The sequence below is a fragment of the Streptomyces sp. NPDC013455 genome (assembly GCF_040632975.1).
Taxonomy (GTDB): Bacteria; Actinomycetota; Actinomycetes; order Streptomycetales; family Streptomycetaceae; genus Streptomyces.
Window position 1 is genome coordinate 103884 of record NZ_JBEYCX010000015.1, and the last position, 26806, is coordinate 130689.

General features: G+C 73.6%; 21 protein-coding genes. 14 read left to right on the plus strand and 7 right to left on the minus strand.

Annotation, left to right across the window (positions count from 1 at the left end; genetic code table 11):
- Window positions 1–340: 340 nt before the first annotated feature.
- From ABZ576_RS23675 to ABZ576_RS23685, 3 genes are all read left to right on the plus strand, one after another.
- A complete protein-coding gene (locus tag ABZ576_RS23675) occupies window positions 341–1405 on the plus strand; it encodes a hypothetical protein (RefSeq protein WP_360744169.1) in 1065 nt (354 codons plus the stop codon).
- A 336-nt stretch (window positions 1406–1741) separates the two neighbouring features.
- Complete coding sequence (locus ABZ576_RS23680; RefSeq protein WP_360744172.1) at window positions 1742–2998, plus strand: aminotransferase class I/II-fold pyridoxal phosphate-dependent enzyme; 1257 nt, start codon at window positions 1742–1744, stop codon at window positions 2996–2998.
- Window positions 2995–4056 (plus strand): MBL fold metallo-hydrolase, encoded by a 1062-nt coding sequence (locus ABZ576_RS23685; RefSeq protein WP_360744175.1) that lies wholly within the window; start codon window positions 2995–2997, stop codon window positions 4054–4056. Before ABZ576_RS23680 ends, ABZ576_RS23685 begins: the two co-directional genes overlap by 4 nt.
- Window positions 4057–4059: 3 nt before the next feature.
- Here ABZ576_RS23685 and ABZ576_RS23690 read toward each other — a convergent pair whose 3' ends face one another.
- Window positions 4060–4680 (minus strand): VTT domain-containing protein, encoded by a 621-nt coding sequence (locus tag ABZ576_RS23690; protein WP_360744178.1) that lies wholly within the window; start codon window positions 4678–4680, stop codon window positions 4060–4062.
- Window positions 4677–5450 carry an MBL fold metallo-hydrolase gene (locus tag ABZ576_RS23695; RefSeq protein ID WP_360744345.1) on the minus strand — a complete coding sequence of 258 codons (774 nt, stop codon included), beginning with the start codon at window positions 5448–5450 and terminating at the stop codon, window positions 4677–4679. The genes ABZ576_RS23690 and ABZ576_RS23695 overlap by 4 nt, the downstream gene beginning before the upstream one ends.
- 84 nt (window positions 5451–5534) lie before the next feature.
- Here ABZ576_RS23695 and ABZ576_RS23700 point away from each other — a divergent pair, with 84 nt between their 5' ends.
- From ABZ576_RS23700 to ABZ576_RS23720, 5 genes are all read left to right on the plus strand, one after another.
- The gene (locus ABZ576_RS23700; RefSeq protein WP_360744181.1) at window positions 5535–5966 is read left to right on the plus strand and encodes a hypothetical protein; all 432 of its coding nucleotides are present in this window, start codon (window positions 5535–5537) and stop codon (window positions 5964–5966) included.
- A 147-nt stretch (window positions 5967–6113) separates the two neighbouring features.
- Window positions 6114–8339, plus strand: a complete 2226-nt coding sequence (locus ABZ576_RS23705; RefSeq protein ID WP_360744184.1) for a phage holin family protein — start codon at window positions 6114–6116, stop codon at window positions 8337–8339.
- An 82-nt stretch (window positions 8340–8421) separates the two neighbouring features.
- On the plus strand, window positions 8422–9483 hold the full coding sequence (locus ABZ576_RS23710; RefSeq protein WP_360744187.1) for a MoxR family ATPase: 1062 nt from the start codon (window positions 8422–8424) through the stop codon (window positions 9481–9483).
- The gene (locus tag ABZ576_RS23715) at window positions 9480–11273 is read left to right on the plus strand and encodes a hypothetical protein (protein ID WP_360744190.1); all 1794 of its coding nucleotides are present in this window, start codon (window positions 9480–9482) and stop codon (window positions 11271–11273) included. Before ABZ576_RS23710 ends, ABZ576_RS23715 begins: the two co-directional genes overlap by 4 nt.
- Before the next feature lie 66 nt (window positions 11274–11339).
- Entirely contained in the window at window positions 11340–11765 is a 426-nt protein-coding gene (locus tag ABZ576_RS23720) for an OsmC family protein (protein ID WP_360744193.1), read from the plus strand.
- Between the two features lie 94 nt (window positions 11766–11859).
- Here the strand turns inward: ABZ576_RS23720 and narJ are convergent, their stop codons facing one another.
- Both narJ and ABZ576_RS23730 read right to left on the minus strand, forming a co-directional pair.
- Window positions 11860–12351, minus strand: coding sequence for a nitrate reductase molybdenum cofactor assembly chaperone (gene narJ, locus ABZ576_RS23725; protein WP_360744196.1), 492 nt, complete (start codon window positions 12349–12351; stop codon window positions 11860–11862).
- A gap of 240 nt (window positions 12352–12591) precedes the next feature.
- Window positions 12592–13455 carry a helix-turn-helix transcriptional regulator gene (locus ABZ576_RS23730; protein WP_360744199.1) on the minus strand — a complete coding sequence of 288 codons (864 nt, stop codon included), beginning with the start codon at window positions 13453–13455 and terminating at the stop codon, window positions 12592–12594.
- A 254-nt stretch (window positions 13456–13709) separates the two neighbouring features.
- Between ABZ576_RS23730 and ABZ576_RS23735 the strand changes: the two genes are divergently transcribed.
- Window positions 13710–14015 (plus strand): 4a-hydroxytetrahydrobiopterin dehydratase, encoded by a 306-nt coding sequence (locus tag ABZ576_RS23735; RefSeq protein ID WP_360744202.1) that lies wholly within the window; start codon window positions 13710–13712, stop codon window positions 14013–14015.
- A gap of 5 nt (window positions 14016–14020) precedes the next feature.
- Entirely contained in the window at window positions 14021–14764 is a 744-nt protein-coding gene (locus ABZ576_RS23740; protein WP_360744205.1) for a class I SAM-dependent methyltransferase, read from the plus strand.
- 33 nt (window positions 14765–14797) lie between these two features.
- Here the strand turns inward: ABZ576_RS23740 and ABZ576_RS23745 are convergent, their stop codons facing one another.
- Window positions 14798–17458 (minus strand): cellulose binding domain-containing protein, encoded by a 2661-nt coding sequence (locus tag ABZ576_RS23745; RefSeq protein ID WP_360744208.1) that lies wholly within the window; start codon window positions 17456–17458, stop codon window positions 14798–14800.
- A gap of 70 nt (window positions 17459–17528) precedes the next feature.
- A complete protein-coding gene (locus ABZ576_RS23750) occupies window positions 17529–20441 on the minus strand; it encodes a glycoside hydrolase family 48 protein (protein ID WP_360744211.1) in 2913 nt (970 codons plus the stop codon).
- 262 nt (window positions 20442–20703) lie between these two features.
- Between ABZ576_RS23750 and ABZ576_RS23755 the strand changes: the two genes are divergently transcribed.
- From ABZ576_RS23755 to ABZ576_RS23765, 3 genes are all read left to right on the plus strand, one after another.
- Window positions 20704–22179, plus strand: coding sequence for a cellulase family glycosylhydrolase (locus ABZ576_RS23755; protein ID WP_360744214.1), 1476 nt, complete (start codon window positions 20704–20706; stop codon window positions 22177–22179).
- A 31-nt stretch (window positions 22180–22210) separates the two neighbouring features.
- Window positions 22211–24031 carry a glycoside hydrolase family 6 protein gene (locus ABZ576_RS23760; RefSeq protein ID WP_360744217.1) on the plus strand — a complete coding sequence of 607 codons (1821 nt, stop codon included), beginning with the start codon at window positions 22211–22213 and terminating at the stop codon, window positions 24029–24031.
- 190 nt (window positions 24032–24221) lie between these two features.
- Complete coding sequence (locus tag ABZ576_RS23765) at window positions 24222–25127, plus strand: class I SAM-dependent methyltransferase (RefSeq protein ID WP_360744220.1); 906 nt, start codon at window positions 24222–24224, stop codon at window positions 25125–25127.
- 11 nt (window positions 25128–25138) lie between these two features.
- Here ABZ576_RS23765 and ABZ576_RS23770 read toward each other — a convergent pair whose 3' ends face one another.
- Window positions 25139–25834 carry a glycoside hydrolase family 75 protein gene (locus tag ABZ576_RS23770; protein WP_360744223.1) on the minus strand — a complete coding sequence of 232 codons (696 nt, stop codon included), beginning with the start codon at window positions 25832–25834 and terminating at the stop codon, window positions 25139–25141.
- A gap of 207 nt (window positions 25835–26041) precedes the next feature.
- Between ABZ576_RS23770 and ABZ576_RS23775 the strand changes: the two genes are divergently transcribed.
- A complete protein-coding gene (locus ABZ576_RS23775) occupies window positions 26042–26653 on the plus strand; it encodes a hypothetical protein (RefSeq protein ID WP_360744226.1) in 612 nt (203 codons plus the stop codon).
- Window positions 26654–26806: the final 153 nt, after the last annotated feature.

Consider the following 26806-nt stretch of genomic DNA (forward strand, 5'->3'; position numbering starts at 1 on the left):
GGTCAGCGGATACCGAGTCACCTGACGGGTGGACGGAAAACCTCCGGGACGGGTCCGGAGCACCCGGACGGCCGTGTCCCGCCCCCGCCGTCACCCGTCCGGCCGTGCCCCGCGCCCGCCGCCACCCGTGTGTGCCGCGTCCCGCCCCCGCCGTCACCCGTCCGGCCGCGTGTGTCCCGCGAATGGGGTCCGGCCGCGCGCGGTGCGGCGCCGCGCGGGCTGTCATGACAGCGGGGGCACGACCCGCGCCCCCGTCACCCGGGCGCCGTACGGCGTCGCCGTCGTACCGGTGCGCCGGCGTACGCCGTCCGCCGCCGCCGTCCGCCGAGGAGTCCCTCCCATGCGCCGCACCGCCCGCGCCCTGTCCGTCGCCTTCGCCGCCGGTGCCGCGCTCGCCCTCACCGGCCCCGCTGCCCCGGCCGCCCGAGCCGTCCCCGCCGCCGCGGACGTCGCGGCCCGTCCCGCCGGCCCCGCCGCCCCGGCCGGCCCGGTCGCCTCGGACCAACCCGCCGGCCCCGCCGCCCCGGCCGCCCCCACCGGTCCGGCCGCCTCGGCGCAGCCCGCCGTCCCGGCCGCCGAGGACGGCTCCGGTACCGCCTCCATACCCGCGTCCTGCGACCCGCCGACCGTCCTGGTGCCGGACGTCCCGGTGCCGGACGTCCCCGGCGCCGCCGACCCCGCCGCACCGGCCCTCGCGGACGGCGTCCCCTCACCGGGCCCGGTCACCGGCGGCGGTGCGGACGGCAAGTCCTGCGCGGCGGACGCGCCGTCCTGCGGCACGGACCGGCTGTGCCCGGACCGCACCCTGTGCCCGACGGCGGAACCGTGCCGGGACACCGGCCAGGACGGCGGCGGCGGGACGGGCGACGGCCGGACGAGCGGCGGCCGGGACGGTGGCGGCCTGGACGGCGGTGGCGTCCTGGACGGCGCCCGGCAGGAGGGGGGCGGCCCGGACCCGGCCCGCTCGGAGGAGGGCGCCCGCGACACGTCCGGCCAGGTCGGAGGCGGGCATGACGGAGGCGGGCAGGACGGCGCCCGGCAGGAGGGCGGTGGGCAGGACGGCGCCCGGCAGGAGGGCGGTGGGCAGGACGGCGGCGGGCGGGGCGAGGCCCGGCAGGACGGCGACGGGCGCGCGTGCACCGGGGGGTCCGGATCCTGCACCGGCGAAGACCACGGGTGCGGGGAGTCCGGCGGCACGTCCTGCCCGGACGGGCACGGCTGCCGCGAGCCGCACGACGGCCGCGACTGTGCCGCGGCCACCGTCCAGCGGGGCGTCGACGCCGGTCAGGGCGGCACCTTCAACGACTCGGTCCCGGCACTGGCGGCCGGCGCCGCCCTCATCGCCGCCGCCTGCGCGGGCGCCGGCTACCGGGTGTACGGCCGCAGACGGGCCGCGCGCATGTGATCCGGGCAACTTCGGACAGCGCCCATGGAGGGCCGTCCAGCGGGTACACACCCTCCCGTAGGGCCAGGCAGGACACCCCACCGGCGCCGGAAGCCGCGCACCCGGCACGAGACACCGAACCGCACAGACCACACCGAACCGGACCGAGTCCGGCGCACAGCGAACCACCAGGGCCAGCGAAGCGGCCACGAGGACGACACGGCGGCCCACGCGGACGGGACGTTCCGCACACGGCGCCACCACGGAAACCACGGCGCCCCCACGGAAACCACGGCACCACCACGGAAACCACGGCACTACCAGCACCACGGCACCACGGACTGCGCGGAGGCGGAGATGCGGCGGACGGACCCCGGCGAGGGCCACGGCCCGGTCCGCTACGGCCCACCCCTGCCCGGCGACGGCCTGCCCGTGCTCCCCGAACTCTCCGCCGTCCTCGCCGCCGCCGCGGGCCGCGCCGACGCCCCGCCCGTCGGCGGGCCCCCCGCCCTGCTGGAGGCCGCCTGCGGCTACTGGACCCGGCGTGGACTGCCCTGCGCCCCGGACCGGGTGGCCGCCGGACCCGGCGCCCCCGCCCTGCTGCTCGCCCTGACCGCCGCGCTCGCCGGCGACGGCGCCGACGTCCTCGTGCCCCGCCCCTGCGCCGCCTGGTGGGCGCCCTACGCCCGGATCCTCGGCCGGCCCGCCTTCCACGTGCCGACCCCCGCCGAGAGCGGCGGCGTGCCCGATCCGTACGCCCTGCTGGAAACCGTGCGCCGGGTCCGCGCCGAGGGCGGTGACCCACGGCTGCTGGTGCTGTCCGTCGCCGACGACCCCACCGCCACCGTCGCCCCGCCGGAACTGCTGCACGAGACCGTCGAGGCCGCCGCCGCCGAGGGCCTGCACCTGGTCAGCGACGAGACCTGGCGCGACACCGTGCACGCCCCGCGCGAGACCGTCCTGCTCAGCCCCGCCGAGATGTGGCCCGACCAGGTCACCGTCGTCACCGACCTGGCCGGCGCCCTGCTGCCCGTCGGCTGGCCCGCCGCCGTCGCCCGCTTCCCGGCCACCGGCCCCGGACGGGGCCTGCACGCGCGCGTGCTCGACATCCTCACCGCCCTCGGCGCCCGCATCGCCGCACCGGTCGCCGCGGCCGCGGGCTACGCCCTCGACGAACCCCCGCCCGTCACCGAGCGCCGCGAGGCCACGGTACGGCTGCACGCGCGCGTGGCCGCCGCCGCGCACGCCGCGGTCGTCGCCGCCGGCGCGTTCGCCCGGCCGCCGCAGGCCGGCCGCCACCTGTACGCCGACCTCGGGCCGCTGCGCGAACCGCTCGCCGCCCAGGGCGTCGGCGACGCGCAGGAACTGGAGGACCTCCTCACCGCCCGGCTCGGCATGCCCGCGCCCGGCGGCCACCGCTTCGGCGACGACCTCGGGGCGCTGCGCGTGCGGCTCGCCACCGGGCCGCTGCTGGGCGGCACGGACGAGGAACGCGCGGAATGCCTCATGTCGCCCGCGCCGTTGGAACTGCCGCACGTGCAACGCGCGTTGATCTCCTTGAGGTCGGCCTTCGACGATCTACGCGACGACGCTCAGCGATGGGAGCCTCGATGACGCAGCAGACGCATGAGCCCGCCCCGGCCACGACGGCCACGGAAGCCGGGGAACCCGGCACGCCGGCCCCCCTCGCGCCCCCTTTCCCCCCGCCCCCGGCCGCCCCCCGCCCCTTGGGCGAACACCGGGTGTGGCCGCGGACCTTCCACGACCGGCTCACCGCGCCGCTGCCCGGACTGAAGGGCCTCGCCCGCTTCGCCCGCGAGGGCGCCGTGCGGCCCGGACCCGACGGCCTCGCCGACATCCCCCGCCTGCCGTACGCACCGGCCCCGCTGCCCGGCGTCGGCACCCGCACCGTCGCCGTCTCCTGGGCCGGACACGCCAGCTGGATCCTCCGCGTCGGCGGGCTCACCGTCCTCACCGACCCCGTCTGGTCCCAGCGCATCCTCGGCACCCCGGCCCGCATCACCCCGGTGGGCGTGCCCTGGGAGGACCTGCCCCGCGTCGACGCCGTCGTCATCAGCCACAACCACTACGACCACCTGGACGCCCCCACACTGCGCCGGCTCCCGCGCGACACCCCGGTGTTCGTCCCCGCCGGTCTCGGCCGCTGGTTCCGCCGCCGCCGGTTCGGCTGCGTCACCGAACTGGACTGGTGGGAGGGGGCCGAACTCTCCGGCGTCCGCTTCGACTTCGTCCCCGCCCACCACTGGTCCAAGCGCACCCTGACCGACACCTGCCACAGCCTCTGGGGCGGCTGGGTCCTCACCGCGCCCGACGGCCGGCGCGTCTACTTCGCCGGCGACACCGGCTACGGCCACTGGTTCTCCCGCATCGGCCACCGGTACCCGGGCATCGACCTCGCCCTGATGCCCATCGGCGCCTACGACCCCCGCTGGTGGCTCAGCGACGTCCACTGCGACCCCGAAGAGGCCGTCCGGGCCACCCTGGACCTCGGCGCCCGCCGCATGGCGCCCATGCACTGGGGCACGTTCGTCCTGTCGGCGGAGCCGGTCCTGGAACCGCTCACGCGCGTGCGGGCGGCCTGGGAGAAGGCCGGCCTGGAGCGGGAGGACCTGTGGGACCTGCCGGTGGGCGGGTCGAGAGTGCTGGAGTGAACCTCACCCGGTGGCCCGCACCCGCCGCCACACCCCGGGTGCCGCGCTGACGACGACGGTCAGCGCGACCGCCACCACGACCCCCTCCCACGGCTCCGCGAACAGCGATCCCCCCAGGATCCCGATCACCTGGTACGTGGCCGCCCAGGCGAGGCACGCGGGCGCGTTGCCCCGCGCGAACCGCCGCAGCGGCCACTCCGCCATCAGACAGGCCAGCATCACCGGTATCCGGCCGGCCGGCACCAACCGGGACAGCACCAGCACCGCCACCCCGTGCTCGGCCAGCTTCCCCCGCGCCTGCGCGAGCCGTTCCTCCGGCGCCCGGGAGCGGATCGCCTCCAGCCACCGCGACCCGTTCGCCGACCGCATGCCGCGCCGCCCCAGCCAGTACAGGGCGACGTCCCCGAGGAACGCCGCCAGGGAGGCCGCCACGAACACCAGTCCCAGCGCGAACGGCGCCGTCTGATGGAACGCCACCACCGCCGCCGAACTCACCAGCGCCCCGGTCGGCACCACCGGCACCAGCGCCCCGATCAGCACCAGCAGGAACAGCGACGGATAACCCACCACCTGGTGCGCGGACTCGGGCGTCACCGGTCCCGACGCCCCGGCGAGCCACGTCACCGCGCGACCTCCAGCCGCACACTCTCCCCGTGCCCCAGCTTGTGCACCGCCACCCCGGGCGCGGCCACCGCCGCCAGCCGCACGAACTCGTCGCCCGGCGCGTGGAACTCGTGCGGGCGCACCGCGTCCATACCGATCGGCCAGTACGTCCCGTAGTGCACCGGCACCGCGGCCCGCGGCGCCAGCCGGGCCAGCGCCCGCGCCGCCCGCCCCGCGTCCAGGTGCCCCTCCCCGAGATACGGACCCCAGCCGCCCACCGGCAGCAGGGCCACGTCCACCGGCCCGACCCGCTCGGCCATCGCGTCGAACAGCCCGGTGTCCCCGGCGAAGTAGGTCCGCGCCCCGCCCTCCACGACGTACCCCAGAGCGGGGGAGCGCTGCGGACCCACCGGCAGCCGCCGCCCGTCGTGCGCCGCCGGCACCACCCGGACCCGTACGTCACCGATCCGCACCTCGTCCCCGGGCGCCACCTCCGTGACGCACAGCTGCCGAAGCCGGCGCAAGCCGGGCACCGCGCGTGGTGCGCCCCGGGGCACGAGCAGGCGCGTGCCCGGGTCGAGACAGGCCAGCGAGGGCAGGTGCAGATGGTCGGCGTGCAGGTGGGAGACGAGCGCCACGTCGGCACGACGGGCCTCGGCGGGCGGCACGGCACCCCGCCGGCGCCGCAGGTGCGCCAGCCGGCGTGCGAACAGGGGATCGGTGAGCACCCGGATGTTCGCATCCTCCACCGTGCAGGTGGCGTGACCCCACCAGGTGATCTCCACCGGCACCTTCTTCGCCTCCTTCACGCGACTCCCCGAAGCCTACGGGCAGGAGTAGGGTCGGCGGCGAAACCCGGAGGTGAGGGGGACGCCATGGGACAGCTGCGGGGTGCCGTAGGTGCGCTCACGACGGTGCGGGTCACCGCGATCGCCAGCCTGACACCCCTGGAGGAGCTGGAGGCCGATCCCTTCCTCGTGGACTCGCGCAGCCAGCACGCCATGTGCGCCCGCTGGGCCGCCGAGCGCGGCTACGTCATCGTGCGGGAACTCCTCGTCGGCGGACTGCGTTTCGACCATTGCGCCCTGTGGGACGGGATCCGGCCCGGCGTGGACGTGTTCGTCGCGCCCAGCCTCCGGGTGCTGCGCCGGGCCCTGTCGTCGGTGGAGGAGTTCACCGCCGAGTGCGCCCGCCGGGGCGTGCGGGTCGAGACCGTGGGGCGGGCCGAGCCGTCGTACGACGCGCAGATGAAGGCGCGGGTGCACCGGAGGCTGTCGATGCCGACGGCGGGGTACGACGGCCGCTGACGCCACCGGCCCGCCCGAGGGGGCCCGTTCCGGTGTGACAGGGTGGACCCGGCCCGGCCGGGCGGAGCGGCACGGGCGTGTGTCCGCCGGCGCGCCGGGAGAGAGCCGGGACGGCGGGAGAGAGCCGGAACGTGAGGTGTGCGGGGCGTGCGGGACGTACGGTGGCGGCGGATCGCCAGTCAGATCGGTCGGAGCATCGCCGTATGGGCGGTCTCCACACTCACCATGCTGGCCCTCGCGGGGGCGCTGCCCGACTTCCAGCTCCAGTCCGCCGACGGCGACAGCGCCACCCGCATCGCCGTCACCGCCGCCTCGGGGGCCGGCGCCTTCGGCATCCTCTCGGCCGTCGTCTGGCCGCTCCTGGTCCGCCTGCTGCTGCTCGTCCCCGCCTTCGTCCTCGGCCTGCTGGTCTTCTTCCTCAACGGCTCCCTGCTGCTGCTCGCCCTGCGCGTCAACCCCTCCGGCCGCGGCGAGGCGGCCCCGGAGACCGCGGTCATCGTGGCCGCCGTGATGTCCGCCGTCGCCTCGGCCACCGGCGCGGCCCTCGCCGTCCGCGACGACGAGACCTACCGGCGCCGCCTGCACCGCCTCGCCACCCGCGGCCGCCGCGCCCGGCCACCGTGCCCCACGACCCCCGGTCTGGTCTGCGTCCAGCTCGACGGCGTCGGCCACGACGTCCTCACGGACGCGGTCGACAAGGGCCTGATGCCGACGGTCGCCCGCTGGCTGTCCGCCGGCGACGGCACCCGGCCGGCCGGTGACGCCGCACGCCTGGCCGGTGACGCCGCACGCCCGGCCGGTGACGCCGCACGGCCGGCGGACGACGGGCCGGGGCCGGCGGACCGGGGCGGGGACGCGGCGGGCGACCGCGTCCGGCCCGCCCACCGGCCCACGCACCGGCCCACGCACCGGCTCACCCCCTGGCGCACCGACTGGTCCAGCCAGACCGGCGCCAGTCAGCTCGGCATCCTGCACGGCAGCAACTTCGACGTCCCGGCCTTCCGCTGGTACGAGAAGGACCGCGGCGAAGTGATGGTGTGCAACCGGCCGACGAGCGCCGCCGAGCTGCAGCGCCGGGCCGCCCTGCGCACCGGCGACGGCGGACTCCTCGCCGTCGACGGCGCCAGCCGCGGCAACCTCTTCAGCGGCGGCGCAGGGGAACAGGCCCTCGTGCTGTCGATCGCCACCCGCCGCCGGGACCGCGCCAACCGGTCCCGCGCCGGCTACTTCGCCTACTTCTCCGACCCCGCGGGCGCCGTCCGCACCGCCCTGTCCTTCGTCGCCGAGGTGGCCCGCGAGATCGGCCAGTCCACCCGCGCCCGCCTCCGCGGGCAGCGTCCGCGCGTCGGCCGGGGCGGCCTCTACCCCTTCGTCCGGGCCTTCGCCACGGTCGTGGAGCGGGACGTCGTCGTCGCCGCGGTCATGGGCGACATGCTCGCCGGCCGCAGCGTCGTCTACGCCGACCTCGTCGCCTACGACGAGGTCGCCCACCACTCCGGCCCGCGCAGCCGCGACGCCGAGAAGGTCCTCCAGCGCCTCGACCGGTCCCTCGCCCTCCTCGAACGGGTGGCCGAACACGCCCCGCGCCCCTACCGGATCGTCGTCCTCTCCGACCACGGCCAGAGCCCCGGCGAGACCTTCCGCGCCCGCTACGGCCTCACCCTCGCCGACCTCGTCCGGGCCGGCTGCGGACTGCCCGTCCCCCGCCGGGCCGGCCGTACCCGCAGCGGCGCGGAAGCCCGGGCCGCCGTCCGCGCCGCCCTGCGCCGGCCGGTGGAGGAGACCGGCGAACGCCCGGGCCCCGCCCGCGGCCGGGAACCGATCGTGCTGGCCTCCGGCAACCTGGGCCTGGTCTCCTTCCCCGACGTCCCGCACCGCATGACCAAGGAGGAGATCGACGCCCGCCACCCCGCCCTGCTCGCCACCCTCGCCAATCACCCCGGCATCGGCTTCCTGCTGGTGCGCAGCGCGGAACACGACGGCGTGGTACTGGGCGCCCACGGCGCGGAGATCCCGCTGGCCGAACTCGACGACGAACGCGGTCCGCTGGCCGGCTTCGGCCCCGGCGCCGCCGACGCCGTGCGCCGCACCCACTCCTTCCCGCACACCGCCGACATCATGGTGAACTCCGCCCTCGACCCGGACGACGGCGAGGTCCTCGCCTTCGAGGAGCAGATCGGCTCCCACGGCGGGCTCGGCGGCGCCCAGTCCCGCCCGTTCCTGCTCTGGCCGCGGGAGCTGTCCGAGCCGGCCGCGGACGGGGCGGAACCCGTCGGTGCCGAGCGGATCCACCACGTACTGCGCCGCTGGCTGCGCGAACTGAACGGCCCGCGGCTGTCCGTGGCCGCGGCGGAGGAGGAGCGGGCGGCCTGAAAAATCGGCTGCGGCCGCACGGCACACCTCCCACACTGTTCGAGTCGTACGTCCCTGTCGAACACCACCGAGGAACCCCGCCTTGCAGGCTGCCGTCAGCGTCACCCCCGCCCGCGTCCCCGAACTCCTGCTCGGACTCGCCACCGTCCGGCCCGTCTTCCTCTGGGGCGCCCCGGGCATCGGGAAGTCCTCGCTGGTGCGGGAGTTCGCCGCCTCCCTCGGCCTGGAGTGCGTGAGCCTGCTCGGCACCCAGCTGGCACCCGAGGACCTGATCGGCGTACCGCAGATCCGCGACGGACGCTCGGTGTTCTGCCCGCCGGAGGCGATCGCCCGGGACGAGCCGTACTGCCTGTTCCTGGACGAGCTCAACGCGGCCACGCCGGACGTGCAGAAGGCGTTCTACTCCCTGATCCTGGACCGCCGCATCGGCTCCTACGAACTTCCCGCGGGCTCCATCGTCATCGGCGCCGGGAACCGCGCCACCGACAACGCCCTGGCCCGGCCGCTCGCCTCCGCCCTGGTGAACCGGCTCGCCCACGTCCATCTGGAGGTCTCCGCGACGGACTGGCTGGCCTGGGCCGCCGGCAACGGCATCCACCCGTGGATCACGGACCACCTCACCGACCGGCCGGACCACCTGTGGTCCAAGCCGCCGAAGACCGAGGAGCCGTTCTCCACGCCCCGCTCCTGGCACATGCTCTCCGACGCCCTGCACTCCTTCGGCCCCGGCCTGGACGAGCCGACGCTGCACGTCCTCGCGCACGGCACGCTCACCCCGGCGCACGCCACCGCGTTCTGCGGCTACGTCAAGGTCGTGCGCAGCCGGTTCGGGATCGAGGCCATCCTCAAGGGCGACGCCGGCTGGCCGCACCGCCTGGAGGACCGCGACCTGCTGTACTACCTGGCCGACTCCTTCCGCGGCCGGCTGGTGAAGGAACTGCCCGCCGGCAAGGAGCACATGTCGGCGCACGGCCGGCAGGTCGCCCACCGCGCCAAGGCCCTGCTGGTCCAGCTCGCCGAGATCTCCGTCGAGGTCGCCCAGACCGTCATCGCCTCCGACGCCGACGGCAACCCGGTCCTGCCCTCGTGGTTCCTGGTCGAGGCCGCCCGTGACATGCCCCGGCTGGTGGAGGCGCGGCGGTGAGCCGCACCCGGCCGAAGCAGAAGCGGGACCGGGCCGGCGAGGCGTTCGCCGAGGGCCTGCGGCTGCTGCGCGCCAACCCGGCGCTCGCCGCGGTGCACTTCGACACCTGCCGCAGCGAGAGCTGCTCCTTCGCGCCCCGCGAGGGCCTGCTCGCCGTCGACTCCGACGGCACCGTGCACGCCCACCCCCACCGGCTCGCCGAGCCGGGCGCCTGGGCGTGGGCGCTCGCGCACGCCGCCCTGCACCTCGGCTTCGGGCACCTGCCGGCCGCCAAGGGCCCGCGCGAGCAGCCCGACCGGTACGACCTCGCTGCACGCTGCGTCGTCGTCAACCGCTTCCTGCTCGGCTTCCCCGTCGGCACCGCCCCCGAGGAGCTGCCGCAGAGCTACCCCGACGGCGACGAGGAGCAGCTCGCAGCCCGCTGGCGCGCCCACGGGCTGCCCCCCGCCTACGAGCGCTGCGGCACCGCCGGGCCCGCCGCCGACCAGGTGCTGACCGAGTGGCCCACGTGGTGCGGGCCCCCGCCGGACCGCCAACTCGCCTTCGCCACCGCGCTGACCCGGACCGTGTCCGCCGCGATGGACATGGCCGGCGGACGCCTGGACAGCCTCGACGGTGAGCGCGTCCCACGGCGGCCCTGGGAGAGGGCCCTGAGCTGGTTCGTCTCCTCCTACCCGCTGCTGGGCGGCATCGCGGCCGGCATCACCCTGGTCGCCGACGCCGAACTGGCCCGCGCCCACGGCATCCAAATCGCCGCCGTCGACCCCGAGGCCGGCGAAATCTACGTCAACCCGCTGCGCACCTTCGAGGACGAGGAGTGGCGGTTCATCCTCGCCCACGAGATGCTGCACGCCGCCCTGCGCCACGGCGACCGCTGCGGCACCCGCGACCCCTACCTGTTCAACGTCGCCTGCGACTACGTCATCAACGGCTGGCTGGTCGAGATGCAGGTGGGAGCCATGCCCGAGGGGCTGCTGCACGACCCGGGGCTGGCCGGTCTGTCCGCCGAGGAGGTCTACGACCGCATCGCCGTCGACCTGCGCCGGATGCGCCGCCTGGCCACCCTGCGCGGCAAGGGCGCCGGCGACGTCCTCGGCGGTCCACTCCGCCCGGCCGGCGACTACGTCGACCTGGACGCGTTCTACCGCCGCGGCCTGGCCCGGGGCCTCGACCTGCACCAGGCGCAGGACCGCGGGTACCTGCCCGGCGGCCTCGTCGAGGAGATCCGTGCCCTCAGCCATCCGCCGCTGCCCTGGGACGCCCGACTGGCGCGCTGGTTCGACGAGTTCGTGCCGCGCCCGGAGCCCGTGCGGTCCTACGCCCGCCCCGCCCGCCGCCAGGCCGCCACCCCGGACATCCCGCGCGCGGGCCGGTACTTCCCGCCCGAGGAGATCGCCCGCTGCACCTTCGGTGTCGTCCTCGACACCTCCGGCTCGATGAGCCGCACCCTGCTCGGCAAGGCGCTCGGCGCGATCGCCTCCTACGCCGAGGCCCGCGACGTGCCGGCCGCGCGGGTGGTGTTCTGCGACGCGGCCCCGCACGACGCCGGTTATCTGCCGGTCACCGAGATCGCCGGCCGGGTGCGGGTGCACGGGCGCGGCGGTACGGTCCTCCAGCCCGGCATCGACCTGCTGCACCGGGCCGAGGACTTCCCGCCCGCCGCGCCGGTGCTGATCATCACCGACGGCTGGTGCGACGCGCTGCGGGTGCGCCGGGAACACGCCTACCTGATCCCGCAGGGTCGTCTCCTGCCGTTCACACCGCGTGGGCCGGTCTTCAGAGTGCGATGAGCCCGGATGTGATCGGATAGGAGACCCGGGTACCCCGGAACCGCGACACTCGCGAAAGGAAGCATCGTGGCAACCACGCGCACCGCGCACACCGTCTGGGAGGGCGAGCTGCTCACCGGCAGCGGCACCGTCACCTTCGACTCCTCCGGCATCGGCAGCCAGCCGGTGTCGTGGCCCTCGCGCGCCGAGCAGGCGAACGGCAGGACCAGCCCCGAGGAGCTGATCGCCGCGGCCCACTCCAGCTGCTTCTCCATGGCCCTCTCGCACGGCCTGACCGGCGCCGGCAACCCGCCCACCCGGCTGGAGACCAAGGCCGACGTCACCTTCCAGCCGGGCGAGGGCATCACCGGCATCCACATCACCGTGCGCGGCGAGGTGCCCGGCCTGGACGAGCAGGGCTTCGCCGCGGCCGCCGAGGACGCCAAGAAGAACTGCCCGGTCAGCCAGGCCCTGACCGGTACGACGATCACCCTGACGGCCGAACTGGCCTGACGCCGGACGACCCCGACGCCGCGCCCCTTCCCGGGGCGCGGCCGACGGCAGGGCGCGGGGCGGCCCGAGAGCGGGGCGCCCCGCGGCGGTGCGGTCAAAGGTGCCCGGTGCGGACGGTGGGCAGGGTGGCGCACACCGCGTCCAGGACACTGGCGTACGGCGTGCCGCAGCCGGTCAGCCGCGCCCGCAGCCGCTCCAGCCCGTCGCGGTACTCGGTGAGGAGAACGGTGTCACCGGTCCGCGCCGTGAACTCCAGCACCGCCGGCAGGAAGTCCGGCAGCTCCTCGCCGCTGCAGCTCAGCCCGTGCCGGCGGTAGAGGTCCTGGAAGCGGACCAGGGACGTCCCGCGCCGATGGGCGTCGCCCTCGCGCCACCGGCTCAGGTAGAGGCCGTGCCGGTGCGTGGAGTCGAAGACCCGCAGGTAGTGGGCGGCCAGGACGCGCGGCGGGGTGAGGGCCGCGTGGTCGGTGAACGCCCGCAGCTGCGGGGCGGCCTCGCGCAGCAGCGGCAGCCGGGCGATGACGTCCTCGTCCGGGTAGGTCAGGCAGAGGGCCGCCGCCTGGTAGAGCACCGCGTCCGAGGGCATCGGGCCTCCTTCGCGTCGTCGGAGCACACGGCCCCTCGCCGGGGCCGGCGCGCCGTCCGTGCCCGGACGCGGGCGCGGCCACTCACCGGCGGGCCCCGCGTCGTCCGCGTGCCGCGCCGGGCTCCCCGGGCGGTATCCGCGTGTCGCTCACGTGCGCTCCCTGGGTTCACCCCGTACTCAGAACCTAGGGGCGGCCCCGGGAACCCACCTGTTCGCAGACCCGTACGGGTCACGCGGGGCTCAGAGCGCCCCGCGGTGCTCCCGCAGCAGTTCGCGCGTGCGCCGGGCGGAGGCGGCCCGTGCCGTCATGTGGTCCAGGACCTCCAGGTGCGCGGCCACCTCGCGGCGCGAGTCCAGGTAGAGGGCACCGGTCAGGTACTCGGTGAACACCATGTCGGGCAGCTCCGGCTCGGCGAACCGGAACAGCGTGAACGGCGCGTACGTCCCCGGGTGCGGGCCCGCGGCGAACTCGGCGACCTGGAGGGTGACCCGGTCCCGTTCGGTGTACTCCAGCAGCCGGTCCAACTGCTGCCGCAGCACCTGGGGCCGCATGCTCACCGGGCGCCTGAGCACCGTCTCGTCCATGATGACCCACAGGTGGGGCGGGTCCTCCCGCTCCAGCAGCCGCTGCCGTTCCATGCGCAGCGACACGTGCCGCTCGATCGTCTCCGGCGAGGTCTGCCCGATCGTCCCGGCCTCCATCACCGCCCGTGCGTAGTCCTCGGTCTGGAGCAGGCCGGGTATGAAGTGCGGTTCGTAGGAGCGGATGATGCGGGCGGCGCCCTCCAGGCTGACGTACAGGCTGAACCAGTCCGGCAGCACGTCGTGGAAGCGCTGCCACCAGCCGGGCTGGTTGGCCTCCTCGGCCAGCCGGACGAACGCGGCGGCCTCCTCCTCGGCCACCCCGTAGGTGGTCAGCAGCACCTGCACGTAGGGGATTTTCAGCGAGACCTCGGCCATCTCCATCCGCCGCACGGTCGCCGAGGCCACGCGCAGCACCCGGGCGGCCTCGTCGCGGCTCAGCCCGGACGCCTCCCGCAGCTCCTGCAACCGCTTGCCGAGCACCACCTGGCCGACGGTGGGCGCAGCCCGCCGCTCACTCACGCCACGCCCTCCCCTGTGCGCCGACGTACGCGGGCAGCAGTCTGTCACGTGTTGCCGTCTCGCACACGTGCCCGAGGCAACGGAACCCGGGAATCCGATCAACGCCTTCGCCGCCTGACGGCCGCTCGGGCACCGGGCAGGCCGCCCCCTCCGCCCCCGGCGGCGTGGCAGGGTGACCCCCGAGTGGGTACAACCCCCGGGGGGCACGCACCGTTCCGGGGGACGCACCGTTCCGTCACGAAGGGAGTCCGGCCATGGCCGTCGAACCGTTGTCGCAGAAGGAGATCGAGGACCGGCTGGCCGAGCTGCCCGGCTGGTCCCTGGAGGGCGACCGCCTCACCCGCTCCTACCGGCTCGGCTCGCACTTCGCGGCGGCGGCGCTGGTCGTGCACATCGCCGGCATCCAGGAGGAGCTGGACCACCACTCCGATCTCACCCTCGGCCACCACACGGTCTCCCTCAGCGTGCACACCCACAGCGCGGGCGGTGCCGTCACCGGGAAGGACTTCTCCCTCGCCCGCAGGGTGGAGGACATCGCGCCAGGTCACGGGGCACACTGAGCACTGTGCTCGACTACGAGAAGGAAGCCCAGGATTACGACATCTCGCGCGGCGGCGAGGCCCGCGCCGAAGCGGCCGCGCGGGCCGTCCTCGGCCTGACGCCGCCGGGGCCGGGCCGGCTGCTGGACGTCGGCTGCGGCACCGGCATCGTCACCCGGCAGCTGGCCGCGGCCCGGCCAGGACTGCGGGTGACCGGTGCGGACCTCACGCCGGCCATGGTCCGCATGGCCTCGGTCCGGCTGTCCGGCGCGATCGTCCGGGCCGACAGCCGCCGACTGCCCTTCCGCGACGCCACGTTCGACGCGGTCACCACCGTCTGGCTGCTGCACCTGCTGCAGGACACCGACGTGCGCGCCGTCATCGCCGAGTGCGCCCGGGTGCTGCGGCCCGGCGGCGTCTACGTCACCACCGTCGACAAGGCCGCCGCGCACAACGTGGGCAGCGACATCGACGCGGTGCTCGCCTCCCGCCCGCCCAGCCCCGCCCGCGACGCCGACGGCACCGTCCGTGCCGTCGCCGCCGCGCACGGGCTGACTCCCGCCGGCCGGGCCCGCTTCCCGGGCCGCGGGCAGGGGCGCAGCCCCCGCCGCACCATCGCCGACCTGCGGCGCGGCTGGTTCGTGACACTGCCGCCGGGGGAGCCCCGCAGCGAGGAGTACGCGGCCCGCCTCGCAGCCCTCCCCGACCAGGACCGGCCCCGCCCGGACCCGGAGTTCAGCCTGCGGGCGTTCCGGAAGCCGGAGGCGTGAACTGCTCCGCCCGGCCGCCCGGCGCGCCCGCGGCTAGCTCACCGCGCAGGACCGGTCACCCAGCCTGAACGCGGTCGGTTTCCCGTTCGTGCCGGTCCAGTTGCCCGTGAAGCCGAAGCTCACCGAGGAGCCCGTCGCCACGGTCCCGTTCCAGCCCACGTTCTTCGCCGTCACCGTCCCGCCCGAGGTGGAGTGCTCGGCGTTCCACATCTGGGACACCGTCTGCCCGTCGGGGAAGGTCCAGCTCAGCGCCCAGCCGTTCCAGGCGCTGGTGCCCGTGTTGGACAGCCGCACCTCGGCCTGGAAACCGCCCGACCACTGGTTGGTGACCGTGTACGCCACCGCGCAGGCGCCGGCCGGCTGCGGCCCGGGGTCCGTGCCCCCGCCGCCCCCGTCGCCGCCGGTGTCGGAGGTGTCGCCGTAGACGATCCCCCGGCCGTTGGTCCCGATGTACACCCGGCCGTAGACGCGCGGGTCGCCGGTGATCGTGGCACCCGTCCAGCCCCACCGGTGGGCGTCGTCGTTGATCCGGGTCCAGGTCGCGCCCTTGTCGGTGGAGCGGAAGATGCCGCGCACGCCGCCGATCTTCGCACTGGTGTAGAGCGTCTGGTACGAGGCTCCCGTCGCCGCCTTGCCGAAGCCGATGGTGTCGGCCTGCTCCACGTTCGCCAGCTTGGTGAAGCTCGCCCCGCCGTTCGTCGAGTGCCACAGGCCGTACGCCCCGTCGTTCGCCCCGCCCGCCAGCCACACGTCGCCCTTGGTGCCGGGCAACGCCTTGAAGCGGACGCTGTCACCGCCGGGCAGGCCGCTCGCGGCGGAGGCGGTGAAGGTCGCCCCTCCGTCCGAACTGACGTAGAAGGTGCCGGACTTGTAACCGTAGAACACCTTCGGGTCGACCCGGTCCGACTCGACGATCGCACCCGCCGGGATGCCGGCCGACGCCGACCAGGAGGTGCCGGTACCCGTCGTGTAGTGCACGCCCGCGCCCTGCGGGCTCCACACGAAGCGGCTGCCGTCGGCCGCCGCGGCGACCGTGCCGCCGCCGCTGACGCCCGAGGGGTCGCTGCCCGCGAACCAGTTGGCGCCGTTGTCGGTGGAGAACGCGATGTGCGGACCCGAGTCCAGGTTGCCGGCCCGCACCACCGTGTCGGGCTTGGTCTCGGCGAAGTCCAGGCTGGTGGTGGAGGTGAAGTTCGGCGAGGTGTACATCAGCGCCGGCACCTTCGTCAGGTCCGTGTGCCGGAAACCGCCCACGTCACCGAGCGCGCTGAGCAGCGGGGCGCCCGACGGGGGAGAGACGAGGTCGTTGACGGCCGTCTCCTCCAGCCCCCGCACCATGGGCCTGACGGTGAACCGGGTGCCGCGGTCCCAGTTCGTCAGGTCCTCGGTGCCGTAGACCGTCGCGCCGGTGCCGTACATCATGCGGTCGGAGTCGAACGGGTCGATCTCCAGCGACTCCGTCATCCAGCCGAGCTTGGGTGTCTGCTCGGGTGGTGACGGGTTGGCGCCCCAGGTCAGCCACGGCGAGGACGAGACGTCCATCGTGTACCGGTTCGAGCGGTCGGGGTACGACGTGTAGTCCCACGCCTTCGTCCAGGTGCCGCCGCTGTCCGTCGACCGGAAGATCTGCGTGTCCGGCCACCAGGAGCTGTACGCCGTCGCCATCACCGTGCCGGGCTTCTGCCGGTCGACGGTCAGCCCGCTGAACCCGTAGTAGGTGTCGGCCTCGGCGGCCGGGCTGATGTTCGTCCAGGTGCCCGTCGCGGTCGCGTACCGCCACAACTGGCCCTTGCCGCCGTCGTACGGGCCACCGGTATCGCTGTAGGCGAGGTACAGGTAGCCGTTCGCCGCGTCCAGCACCCCCTTGTGGGCCAGCCGGCCCGTGGGCTGGCCGGGCAGCCGCTGCCAGGTCGCGCCCGCGTCCGTCGAGCGGTACACGGCGTCGTCCTTGTCGGCCACCCCCACGTAGACGGTCTTCGTGGCGCTGCCGGAGGTGCCGGTGGACTCGTCGAAGGTGACCCAGACGATGCCCTGGTTGTCGGAGCCGTAGCCGGACGTGTCGCTGGGGTCCGCCCGGTAGTCGCCCACGTTCGGGAAGTTCGTCACCTGTGACCAGGTCGCCCCGGAGTCCGTCGACCGCCACAGGCCCTTGCCGCTGGGCGCGCCCAGGTACAGCACGCTGTTCTTGTTCGGGTCGATCGCCAGCCGCTCGCCCATGCCCCGGCCCGGCATGTTGCCGCCCAGCTTGAAGGGCAGGTCCGCCTTCCGCCAGCTCGCCCCCCGGTCCGCGGAGCGCAGGACCGCGCCGTTGCCCGGGTCCCAGCTGTTGGTGTACGTCCCGACGGCCGCGTACACCTTGTCCGTCTCCACCGGGTCGGAGGCCAGGCTGACGACGCCGGTGTGCCCCCAGTCGTCCCAGCCGACCGAGTCCAGCAGCGGTGTCCAGGTCTGGGAGGACTCGACCCAGCGGTAGGCGCCGCCGATGTCGGTCCGGGCGTAGACCAGGTCCTTCTCCGAGCGGTTGAACACGATCCCGGGGACGAAGCCGCCGCCGTCGATCCGGGCGTTGTGCCAGGTGTAGGTGTCCGCCGCGACGGTCACCCGCGGGGCGGACGCGGCCAGGGCGGGCGGGGTGCCGGACAGCAGGCCGGCGGCGAGGGCCAGCACGGCGGTGAGGATGCGGGTTCTCGGCATGGGGGAGTCCTTTCATGGCAGGGGGCGGCCCCTCCCGTCCGGGTGGGGCCGCCCGTGAAGAGGTGCCGGCCTATTCCAGGAGCTCCGCGTACGAGCCCATGGCCATCGCGATGTCGGCCTGGGCCCAGAAGCGGTGGTACGTGAAGACCGGCGCGGCGCCGCCCTTCAGGTACGCCTCGACCTTCGACCAGTTCGGGTCGCTCTTGTAGAAGGACCGGAGCGAGGAGAAGGTGGACGAGGAGTTGATCGTGTCGCCGTTCGGCATGGTGCCGGTCCAGCCGCTCGGCACGTACACGCCGTCGTTGAACCGGCTGTAGTCGGTGCGGGTCTCGGGAACGGCGATGCCGAGGCTGTCCTGGTAGTGCGCCCACATGCCGTCCAGCAGCGCCTTCGCCGTGGACTTGGCGGCCGTGTCACCGGACTTGGCGGCGTAGTACGTCAGGGTCTTGGCGTACGCGGCGGCCACGCCGACGTCGTCGGTGTAGTCGGCGACCGTGACGTGCAGTCCGCTGTTGGAACCGGGGCTGGAGGGGTTCCAGGTGTCGGGCTGGCCCGACCACTGGAGGGTCGAGGGGATCCGGTAGGTGCCGTCCGGGTTGACCGTGGTCTTGGACAGCGCCCACTTCACCCACTTGTCGAGGATCGCCTTGGCCGTGGCGTTCCCGGTCTGCTGGTAGTACTCGGCGACCCGCTCCATCGACCACGCCTGGAACCCGAACCACTGGTTGGAGGGCGGGTCGTGGTAGACGGGCTGCCAGTCGTAGGCCATGCCGTAGAAGGTGGAGGTGCCGGCCGGCGGGGTGGCGTACCTGCCCTGCCAGCTGTTGGTCGCGCCGCCCGCGATGGCCCCCTCGGAGGACTGGAGCCACTGGTAGAACTCCAGCTGGCGCTTGAGCGACGTGGACCAGTCCGACGCGCCCGTGGCCGACTTGGGCTTCAGGGCGGAGTAGGAGCTGAGCGCGTACGCGGCCAGCGGGTTCTGGTAGCCCCCGTGCACGTGGCTGGAGCCGATCCGCCAGGCCCAGCCGGCGCTGGTGTCGGTGGCACCGCCCCAGGCGTAGTACCAGGAGAGCAGGTAGTGCGAGGCGTCCTTGCCGGTGCCGGCCGGGCAGGACGGGCTCGTGCAGTTGCCGATCTTCTTGAAGTACTTGTCGTACATCGCGTAGCGCAGGTAGTCGCCCATCTTGGCCGCCTTGGCGACCGTCCCGGACACGTCCGCGCCCTTGCCCTGCTGCTTGGCCCACACGTCGGCCCAGTACGCGGCCTGCACCGCGCGCGAGTCCGCGTCCGGGGCGTTGGTGAACTTCCACTGCTTGGCGTAGGAGGAGTCGCCGGTGAACAGGTCCAGGTAGCCGTTCCTGCCGCCGTACTTGAAGGCGTCGCAGGTCGGCTGCGGGACCGTCTCCCAGACGGACTCCTGCGGGCCGCGCTGGAAGGTGTTGATGTAGGACGGTCCGGTGGCGGTCGGGCCGGCCTCGCACTTGCCGGGCTCGTTGCCGTAGCCGTAGACGTTGTCGACGTCCTGGATCCAGTGCATGCCGTAGACGTCGTCCGTGCCATACGCGCTCTTCAGCTCACCGGCGATCGGGTCCGGGCCCACCGACACGCCCGTGTCCAGCTTCGCCGGGTACTCGTTCGGGGTGTCGTGCTCGGGCGCGTACGTCGCCGGCTTGGAGGCGTTGTAGAAGGAGTTCGTCGGCTGGTCGGCGTGGGTGGGGATCATGTACTTCTCCATGATCTCCCAGGCGCCGTTGAACTTCGACCAGTCGCCGGTGACCTTGCCGTACATCGCCTGGAGCCAGAGCAGGTAGCTGTACGCCTCGGACGTGGTCTCGTGGCCGTGGTCCGGTGCCTCGACGATCAGCGTCTCCACCGAGTGGTACGGGATGCCCTCGGGGGAGAAGTAGCCGTTCGCCGGGTTGGTGATCTTCCCGTACAGGTCCAGGAACCGGGCGTCGTACGCCTTGGAGGCGGGCAGCTCCGTGACCGTGACCGTCGCCTTGGTGTGGCCGGTGGCCGACGCCGTGAAGGTGGCGCTGCCGGTGCCGGCGGAGTCCGCCGTGATGGTCACGTTCTGCGCGGTGTTCCAGTTCGACGGGGTGAAGGTCAGCGCGGAGCCGCCCGTCACGGACAGGCCGGTGTTGCCGTCCGTACGGGTGGTGCTCACCGTCACGTTCGCGCTCGGCTGGGTCGACAGCTTCACCGAGAACGTGCCCGTCTTGCCCTGCTGGACGCCCAGCTGCGTCGGCGAGGCCACCACGGCCGGGCCGGAGGCGACGGTGATGCCGACCGGCGTGGACGCGGCGGACGCGCCCAGACTGTCGTACGCCTTCGCCACCAGCGAGTGGCTGCCCGCCGTCAGGTCGGAGACCGAGAGCGAGTACGGCGCGCTGGTGTCCGTGCCCAGCAGCGTGGTGTCGTCGTAGAACTCCACCTTGCTGATGGTCGCGTTGTCGGCCGCCGCCGCGGTCGCCGCGAGGGGCACCGCGGCCCCCTGCGTGTAGACCGCGCCCGCGCTGGGGCTGGTCAGCACGGTCACCGGCGGCTGGTGGGCACCGGTGCAGGACGTGCCGTTGACCGCGAAGGAGGTGGGCGCCGTGTTGGTGCCGCTGTAGGTGAACTGGGCGCCGGTGGAGACGGCGGCGCCCGTGGCGATGGTGCCGTTGTACGAGGCGTTCTTGACGGTGACCGTCTGGCCGGACTGGGACCAGGTGCCGTTCCAGCCGTTGGACAGCTTCTGGTTGCCCGAGTAGGCGTACGTCAGCGTCCAGCCGTTGATGGTGTCCGTGCCACGGTTGGTGATCGTGAGGTCGGCGGTGAAGCCGGAACCCCAGTCGTTGGTCTTGTAGTCGACGCTGCACTGCACGGCGGCCGCGTGCGCGGCGGGGGTGCCGGTGGCGAGCATCGAGAGCGGCAGGGCGAACACGGCGGCCGCCGCGGTCCACAGCCGCCGCACGGCTCTGCCTCTGCGTCCGGGATCCATGGTGCTGGTTCCTCCTTGCGGGCTTGCGGCTCGGGAGAAGTCAAGGCTTGAACCAGTGGGAGCGCTCCCATAGTGGGTACGGGCTCAGGGGCGGTCAAGGTGCTTGAAGAGTCGAAAAGATTCGACAGACCCGCTGACAGAAAAGTCGAGCAACTCCCCTGTCCATTCCGGCCACTTGGCGCTACCTTCACTCGCACCAGTGGGAGCGATTCCGTTCAGTCGACGCGTCCGTCACGGCGCGCCAAACTGCTAGGAGTCGCTCATGCGACACCCCCCGCGTTCAGTACTTTTAGCCGCCGCCGGTGCGGTCGCGCTCGTGTCGGGCGTGCTCGTCCCGGTGGTGTCGGCCCAGGGAGCCACCCCCGCCTGCACGGTGGAGTACGCCGTCACCGGCCAGTGGGACGGGGGCTTCCAGGGTTCGGTGCGGATCACCAACCACCAGGCCGCGCTCAGCAGCTGGAAGGTCACCTTCGACTTCGCCGGCGGCCAGCAGGTCACCCAGGGCTGGAACGCCAAGTGGTCCCAGTCCGGCACCACCGTGACCGCGGCCAACGAGGGCTGGAACGGCGCGCTCGGCAGTGGTGCGAGCGTCAGCGCCGGGTTCCTCGCCTCCTGGTCGGGGAGCAACACCGCGCCGTCCGTGTTCAAGCTGAACGGCACGACCTGCAACGCGGACTCCGGCCCGACGACCCCGCCGCCGACGACACCGCCCCCGTCCGACGGCAAGGCACCCGACCTGCGCGTCCTGGGCAACCGGTTCGTGGACGCGGGCGGCGGCACCCGCCGCCTGCTCGGCGTCAACCGCTCCGGCGGCGAGTTCATGTGCGTGCAGGGCTACGGCATCTGGGACGGCCCGGTGGACGACGCGGCGATCAAGGCGATCGCCGGCTGGAAGGCGAACGCGGTCCGTATCCCGCTCAACGAGGAGTGCTGGCTGGGTCTTCCCCACATCAAACCCGAGTACGGCGGCGCGAACTACATCTCCGCCGTCAAGGAACTGGTGGCCCGCGTCGAGGCGCACGGCATGACCCCGATCCTGGAACTGCACTGGTCCTACGGCCAGTACACCGGGAACTCGGCCGGCTGCTCCGACGTGCACGCCACCTGCCAGAAGCCGATGCCCGACATGCAGTACGCGCCCTCCTTCTGGGCGTCGGTGGCCAGTACGTTCAAGGACGACCAGGCCACCGTGTTCGACCTCTTCAACGAGCCGTACCCGGACCGGGCGGCCTCCAGCGCCGCGGACGCCTGGAAGTGCTGGCGGGACGGGGGCACCTGCCCCGGGATCCCCTACGAGGTCGCCGGCATGCAGGACCTCGTCGACGCCATCCGCGGCACCGGCGCCGAGAACGTCATCATGGCCGGCGGGCTGGCGTACTCCAACGACCTGAGCCAGTGGCTCACGTACAAGCCCACCGACCCGGCCGGCAATCTCGCCGCCGCGTACCACGTCTACAACTTCAACACCTGTTCCAGCGAGAGCTGCTGGAACTCCACCCTCGCCCCGGTTGCCGCCCAGGTACCGCTGGTCGCCGGGGAGATCGGCGAGAACACCTGCTCGCACGGGTTCACCGACCAGGTCGTGAAGTGGTTCGACGACCGGAACCTCTCCTACCTGGGGTGGACCTGGAACACCTGGGACTGCTCCTCCGGGCCGTCCCTCATCTCCGCCTACGACGGCACGCCCACCGCGTACGGCATCGGGCTGCGTGACCACCTGCGCGCCCTCAACCCGTAGATCCCACGGAACAGCTAAGGAACCCGCACTCATGAGTCGTACCACCCAGACAACCCTGCTGGTGGCCCTGGGGCTGCTGGCCGGAGCCTCCGGGACGGCGTTCGCCGCCCTGCCGTCCGGCTCCGCAGCCACCGTCGCCGCGGCCCCCTGCGCCGTCGACTACAAGATCCAGAGCCAGTGGGACACCGGCTTCACCGCCGCCGTGACCATCACCAACAACGCCGCCGCCAAGTCGAGCTGGTCGCTGAAGTGGACCTACGGCGGCACCCAGAAGGTGACCAGCGGCTGGAACGCGAAGATCAGCCAGAGCGGCACCGCGGTCACCGCGGCCAACGAGAGCTACAACGGCGCGCTCGCGACCGGCGGCACCGTCAGCTTCGGCTTCAACGGCACGTACAGCGGCACCAACTCCGTTCCCGCCACCTTCACGCTCGACGGCGTCACCTGCAACGTCGACGGCAGCACCGGCGGCAGCACCGGCGGCAGCACCGGAGGCAGCACGGGCGGGACCACCGGGGGCAGCACGGGCGGAGACACCGGGGGCACCACGGGAGGCAGCACCGGTGGCAGCACCGGCGGGGGCGGCGGGGACACCGGCAGCCGCGCCGACAACCCCTACAGCGGAGCCAAGGGCTACGTCAACCCGGAGTGGTCGGCCAAGGCCGCCGCCGAACCGGGCGGCAGCCGCGTCGCCAACCAGTCCACGGCGGTCTGGCTCGACCGGATCGCCGCCATCAACGGCGTCAACGGCGGCATGGGCCTGCGCGCCCACCTGGACGAGGCGGTGAAGCAGAAGGGCTCCGGCGAGCTGGTCATCCAGCTGGTCATCTACGACCTGCCCGGCCGCGACTGCGCCGCCCTCGCCTCCAACGGCGAACTCGGACCCAACGACATCGACAAGTACAAGACGCAGTACATCGACCCGATCGCGTCGATCCTGTCCGACTCCAAGTACGCGGGCCTGCGGATCGCCACCGTCATCGAGCCGGACTCGCTGCCCAACCTGGTCACCAACGCGGGCGGCACCGCCGGCAGCACCGACGCCTGCGCGACCATGAAGGCTAACGGCAACTACGAGAAGGGCGTCAGCTACGCCCTCGACAAGCTGGGCGCCATCCCGAACGTCTACAACTACATCGACGCCGGCCACCACGCCTGGCTCGGCTGGGACTCCAACCTCGGGCCCACGGTCCAGGAGTTCTACAAGGTCGCCACCACCAACGGCGCCAGCGTGAACGACGTGACCGGCTTCATCGTCAACACCGCCAACTACGGCGCCACCAAGGAGCCGTACTTCAAGATCACCGACACCGTCAACGGGCAGACCGTGCGCCAGTCGAAGTGGGTCGACTGGAACCAGTACGTGGACGAGCAGTCCTTCGCCCAGGCGCTGCGGGACAAGCTCGTCGCGGCCGGCTTCAACAGCAACCTCGGCATGCTGGTCGACACCTCCCGCAACGGCTGGGGCGGCTCGGCCCGGCCCACCAAGTCCGGCCCGCTGACCTCCGTCGACGACTACGTCAACGGCAGCCGCATCGACCGGCGCATCCACGCCGGCAACTGGTGCAACCAGAGCGGCGCCGGCCTCGGCGAACGGCCGACCGCGGCCCCGGCGGCCGGTATCGACGCCTATGTGTGGGTCAAGCCCCCGGGGGAGTCGGACGGAGCCAGCTCCGCCATCGACAACGACGAGGGCAAGGGCTTCGACCGGATGTGCGACCCGACGTACGGCGGCAACGCCCGCAACGGCAACAACCCCACGGGCGCGATGGCGAACTCACCGCTGGCCGGGCACTGGTTCTCCGCCCAGTTCCAGCAGCTGATGCAGAACGCGTACCCGGCGCTGCCGTAGCCGGCTGAGCGTCCGCCGGGGCCGGGGCCCGACCACCCCGGCCCCGGCGGACCGCGCGCTGCGCCGACGCGGGCGGATCTTGCCGGAACGTGCCCGCTTCGGTCCTCATTTTGCCGTATCGGCAACACCGCTGGCCTCCGACCGGCGTGCCGTCGCACCCTGGCCGCATCCGGAAGAGAGGCTGACCACCATGGCGCACGACCACCACGAACACCGGCACGGCCACGGCCACGGACACGGCCACCTGCACGGCACCGACATCGACTGGAACGAGCTGGGTCCCCTGCTGGAGTCGCAGGCGGAGCTGTTCGGCCCCGTCTACGAGCGGGCCATGGCGTGGCTCGCGCAGGAGGTGACGGACCCCGGGCTGATCGTGGACGCGGGCAGCGGTCCCGGAGTCGTCTCCTGTCTCTTTGCCGAGGCGTTCCCCGGGGCCCGGGTCGTCGCCGTCGACGGCACCGCGCCGCTGCTGGAGCGCGCCCGCGCGCGGGCCGCCCGCCAGGGCGTCGCCGACCGCTTCGGCACCGTCACCGGTGAACTGCCCGAGGCGCTGGACGAGTTGGACTACCCGGCCGACCTGCTGTGGGCCAGCCGGAGCCTGCACCACCTCGGCGACCAGCGGGCCGCGCTCGCCGCGTTCGCCGAACGGCTCGCGCCGGGCGGGACGCTGGCCCTCCTCGAGGGCGGTCTGCCCTCCCGCTTCCTGCCCCGGGACATCGGCATCGGCCGCCCCGGCCTTCAGGCGCGGATGGACGCGCTGGAGGAGGAGTGGTTCGCCGGGATGCGGGCCGACCTGCCGGGCTCCGTCGCCGAGGCCGAGGACTGGCCCGCCCTGCTGACCGCCGCCGGCCTGAAGCACAGCCGTACCCGTACCTTCCTGCTCGACCTGCCCGCCCCGGTCCCGGACCGGGCCCGCGCCTACGTCACCGCGCACCTGTCCCGCCTGCGCGAGGGGATCGGGGAGGCGCTGGACGCCGACGACCGCGCCACCCTCGACCGCCTGCTCGACCCGGCCGACCCGGCGAGCGTGCGGGTACGGCCGGATCTGTTCGTGCTGGGGGCCTACACCGTCTACACGGCCGTCCGTCCCGCGTAGCCCGGCCGGGCTCAGTTCGCGGCGATGAACTGCCTGGCCAGCCGGTCCCCGAGGGAGACCGCGGCACTGTGGCTCTCGATGGGGGAGACCTTGGAGTTCGTGAACAGGATGTAGGTCACGCCCGAGTCCGTGCCGCCGGTCTCCGGGTCGGGGTCGATGCCGAGCGCCTTGGCGGTGGCGTACGACGCCTCGCCGATGATCTTCGAGGGGCCCGTGTCGCCGACGACGGCGTACTCGACCTGACCGTCGTAGACGACCGCGACCACGCCGCCGCCCTGGATGCCGGCGCCGGAGTGGTTCCAGATGGTGCTGGAGCTCGGTACGACGACGTAGGGCAGCGTCTCCGCCTTCAGCGGCTTGCCGTCGGACTGGTGGAAGGCGGTGTCGTCCTGGAACCACGGGTCGCGGTCCTCGTTGCAGTTGGTGGTGCGCTGGCCGTCGCAGTCGATGTCCATGTCGGCCTTCCAGAACACCGCGCCGTTCTTCCCGCACACTGGGACCGTGGCCGCCGTCTCCTCGTCGGTCCGGTACGTGCCGTTGGAGATCTGCGTACAGGTCTTCACCTTGGCGAGCAGGTCGGCGGCGCCGACCGTGCCCTCCTGGACGGACCGGGGCGAGGCGGCGGCGGAGGCGTGCGCGGGGACGAGTCCGGCGGCGAGCAGGGCGGCGCCGGAGGCCGCGGCGAGGGTGAGGGTTCGAAGACGCACGGGGGGAGCCCTTCTGTTAGGAAAGTTTCCTTACCGAGTGTCGTACACCGTGGCGTTGTCGTCGTGTCCTCGTCAAGATTCCGGTTGCGAACGGCCGAAATCTGTGCGTATTGCGGTGAGTTCCGTCGCCGGTGAGACTGAGGGAGCGAGGCATGTCGCTTTTGTCCGCCATGCGTGGCGGTTCCTGTCACCCGGGAGGCGAGGCTCATGTTCGTACGCACGGTGTACGCGACCGGCGATCCGGCGCTGCTCGACACGGCCCTGCGGTCGCTGAACAGCGAGGGGCGGGACCTGCTGGAGGAGCGTCCGGGGTATCGCGGCGCGGGTGTGTTCGCGGACCGGCAGCTCGGCAAGATCCTCGCGGTGAGCTGGTGGGAGACCGAGGAGGGGCGGCGCAACAGCGACGAGGTGATGCGCGAGCGGCGGGGGGTGCTCCTGGAGCCGTTCGCGAGCACGGTGTCGGTCGCCAACTTCGAGGCGGCCGTGTTCCATCAGGTCAGGCACCCGCAGCAGGGCGGCGGACTGCGCGTGACCAGGCTGGAGTTCGATCCCCGGGACGCGGATCTGGTCGTCGACACCTTCCGGGCGACGGCGGTGCCGCGGCTGGAGTCGCTTCCGGGGCTCGCCAGGGCCTCCCTGCTGATCGACCGGGACCGCGGCCGGGCCATGGCCGGCGTCATGTTCGTCGACGGCGCCTCGCTGACCGCCTCGCGCGCGGCCATGGCGGCGGTGCGCCACGATGTGTCGGCGAAGGCGCACGTGGACGTGGTCGGTCTGGAGGAGTTCGAAGTGGTCTACGCGGACGTGCGCTTCGACTAGCCGCCCCCGTCCTTCGCCTCGTCCGCGGCACCGAACGGCGTACGGCCGCGCCCCCCGCGCTCACGCGGGACGCACGGGGCGGGCCCGATGGTGCCCCCGCGGTCACGCGGGACGCACGGGCCGGGCCCGGTGGTGCCCCCGCGGTCACGCGGC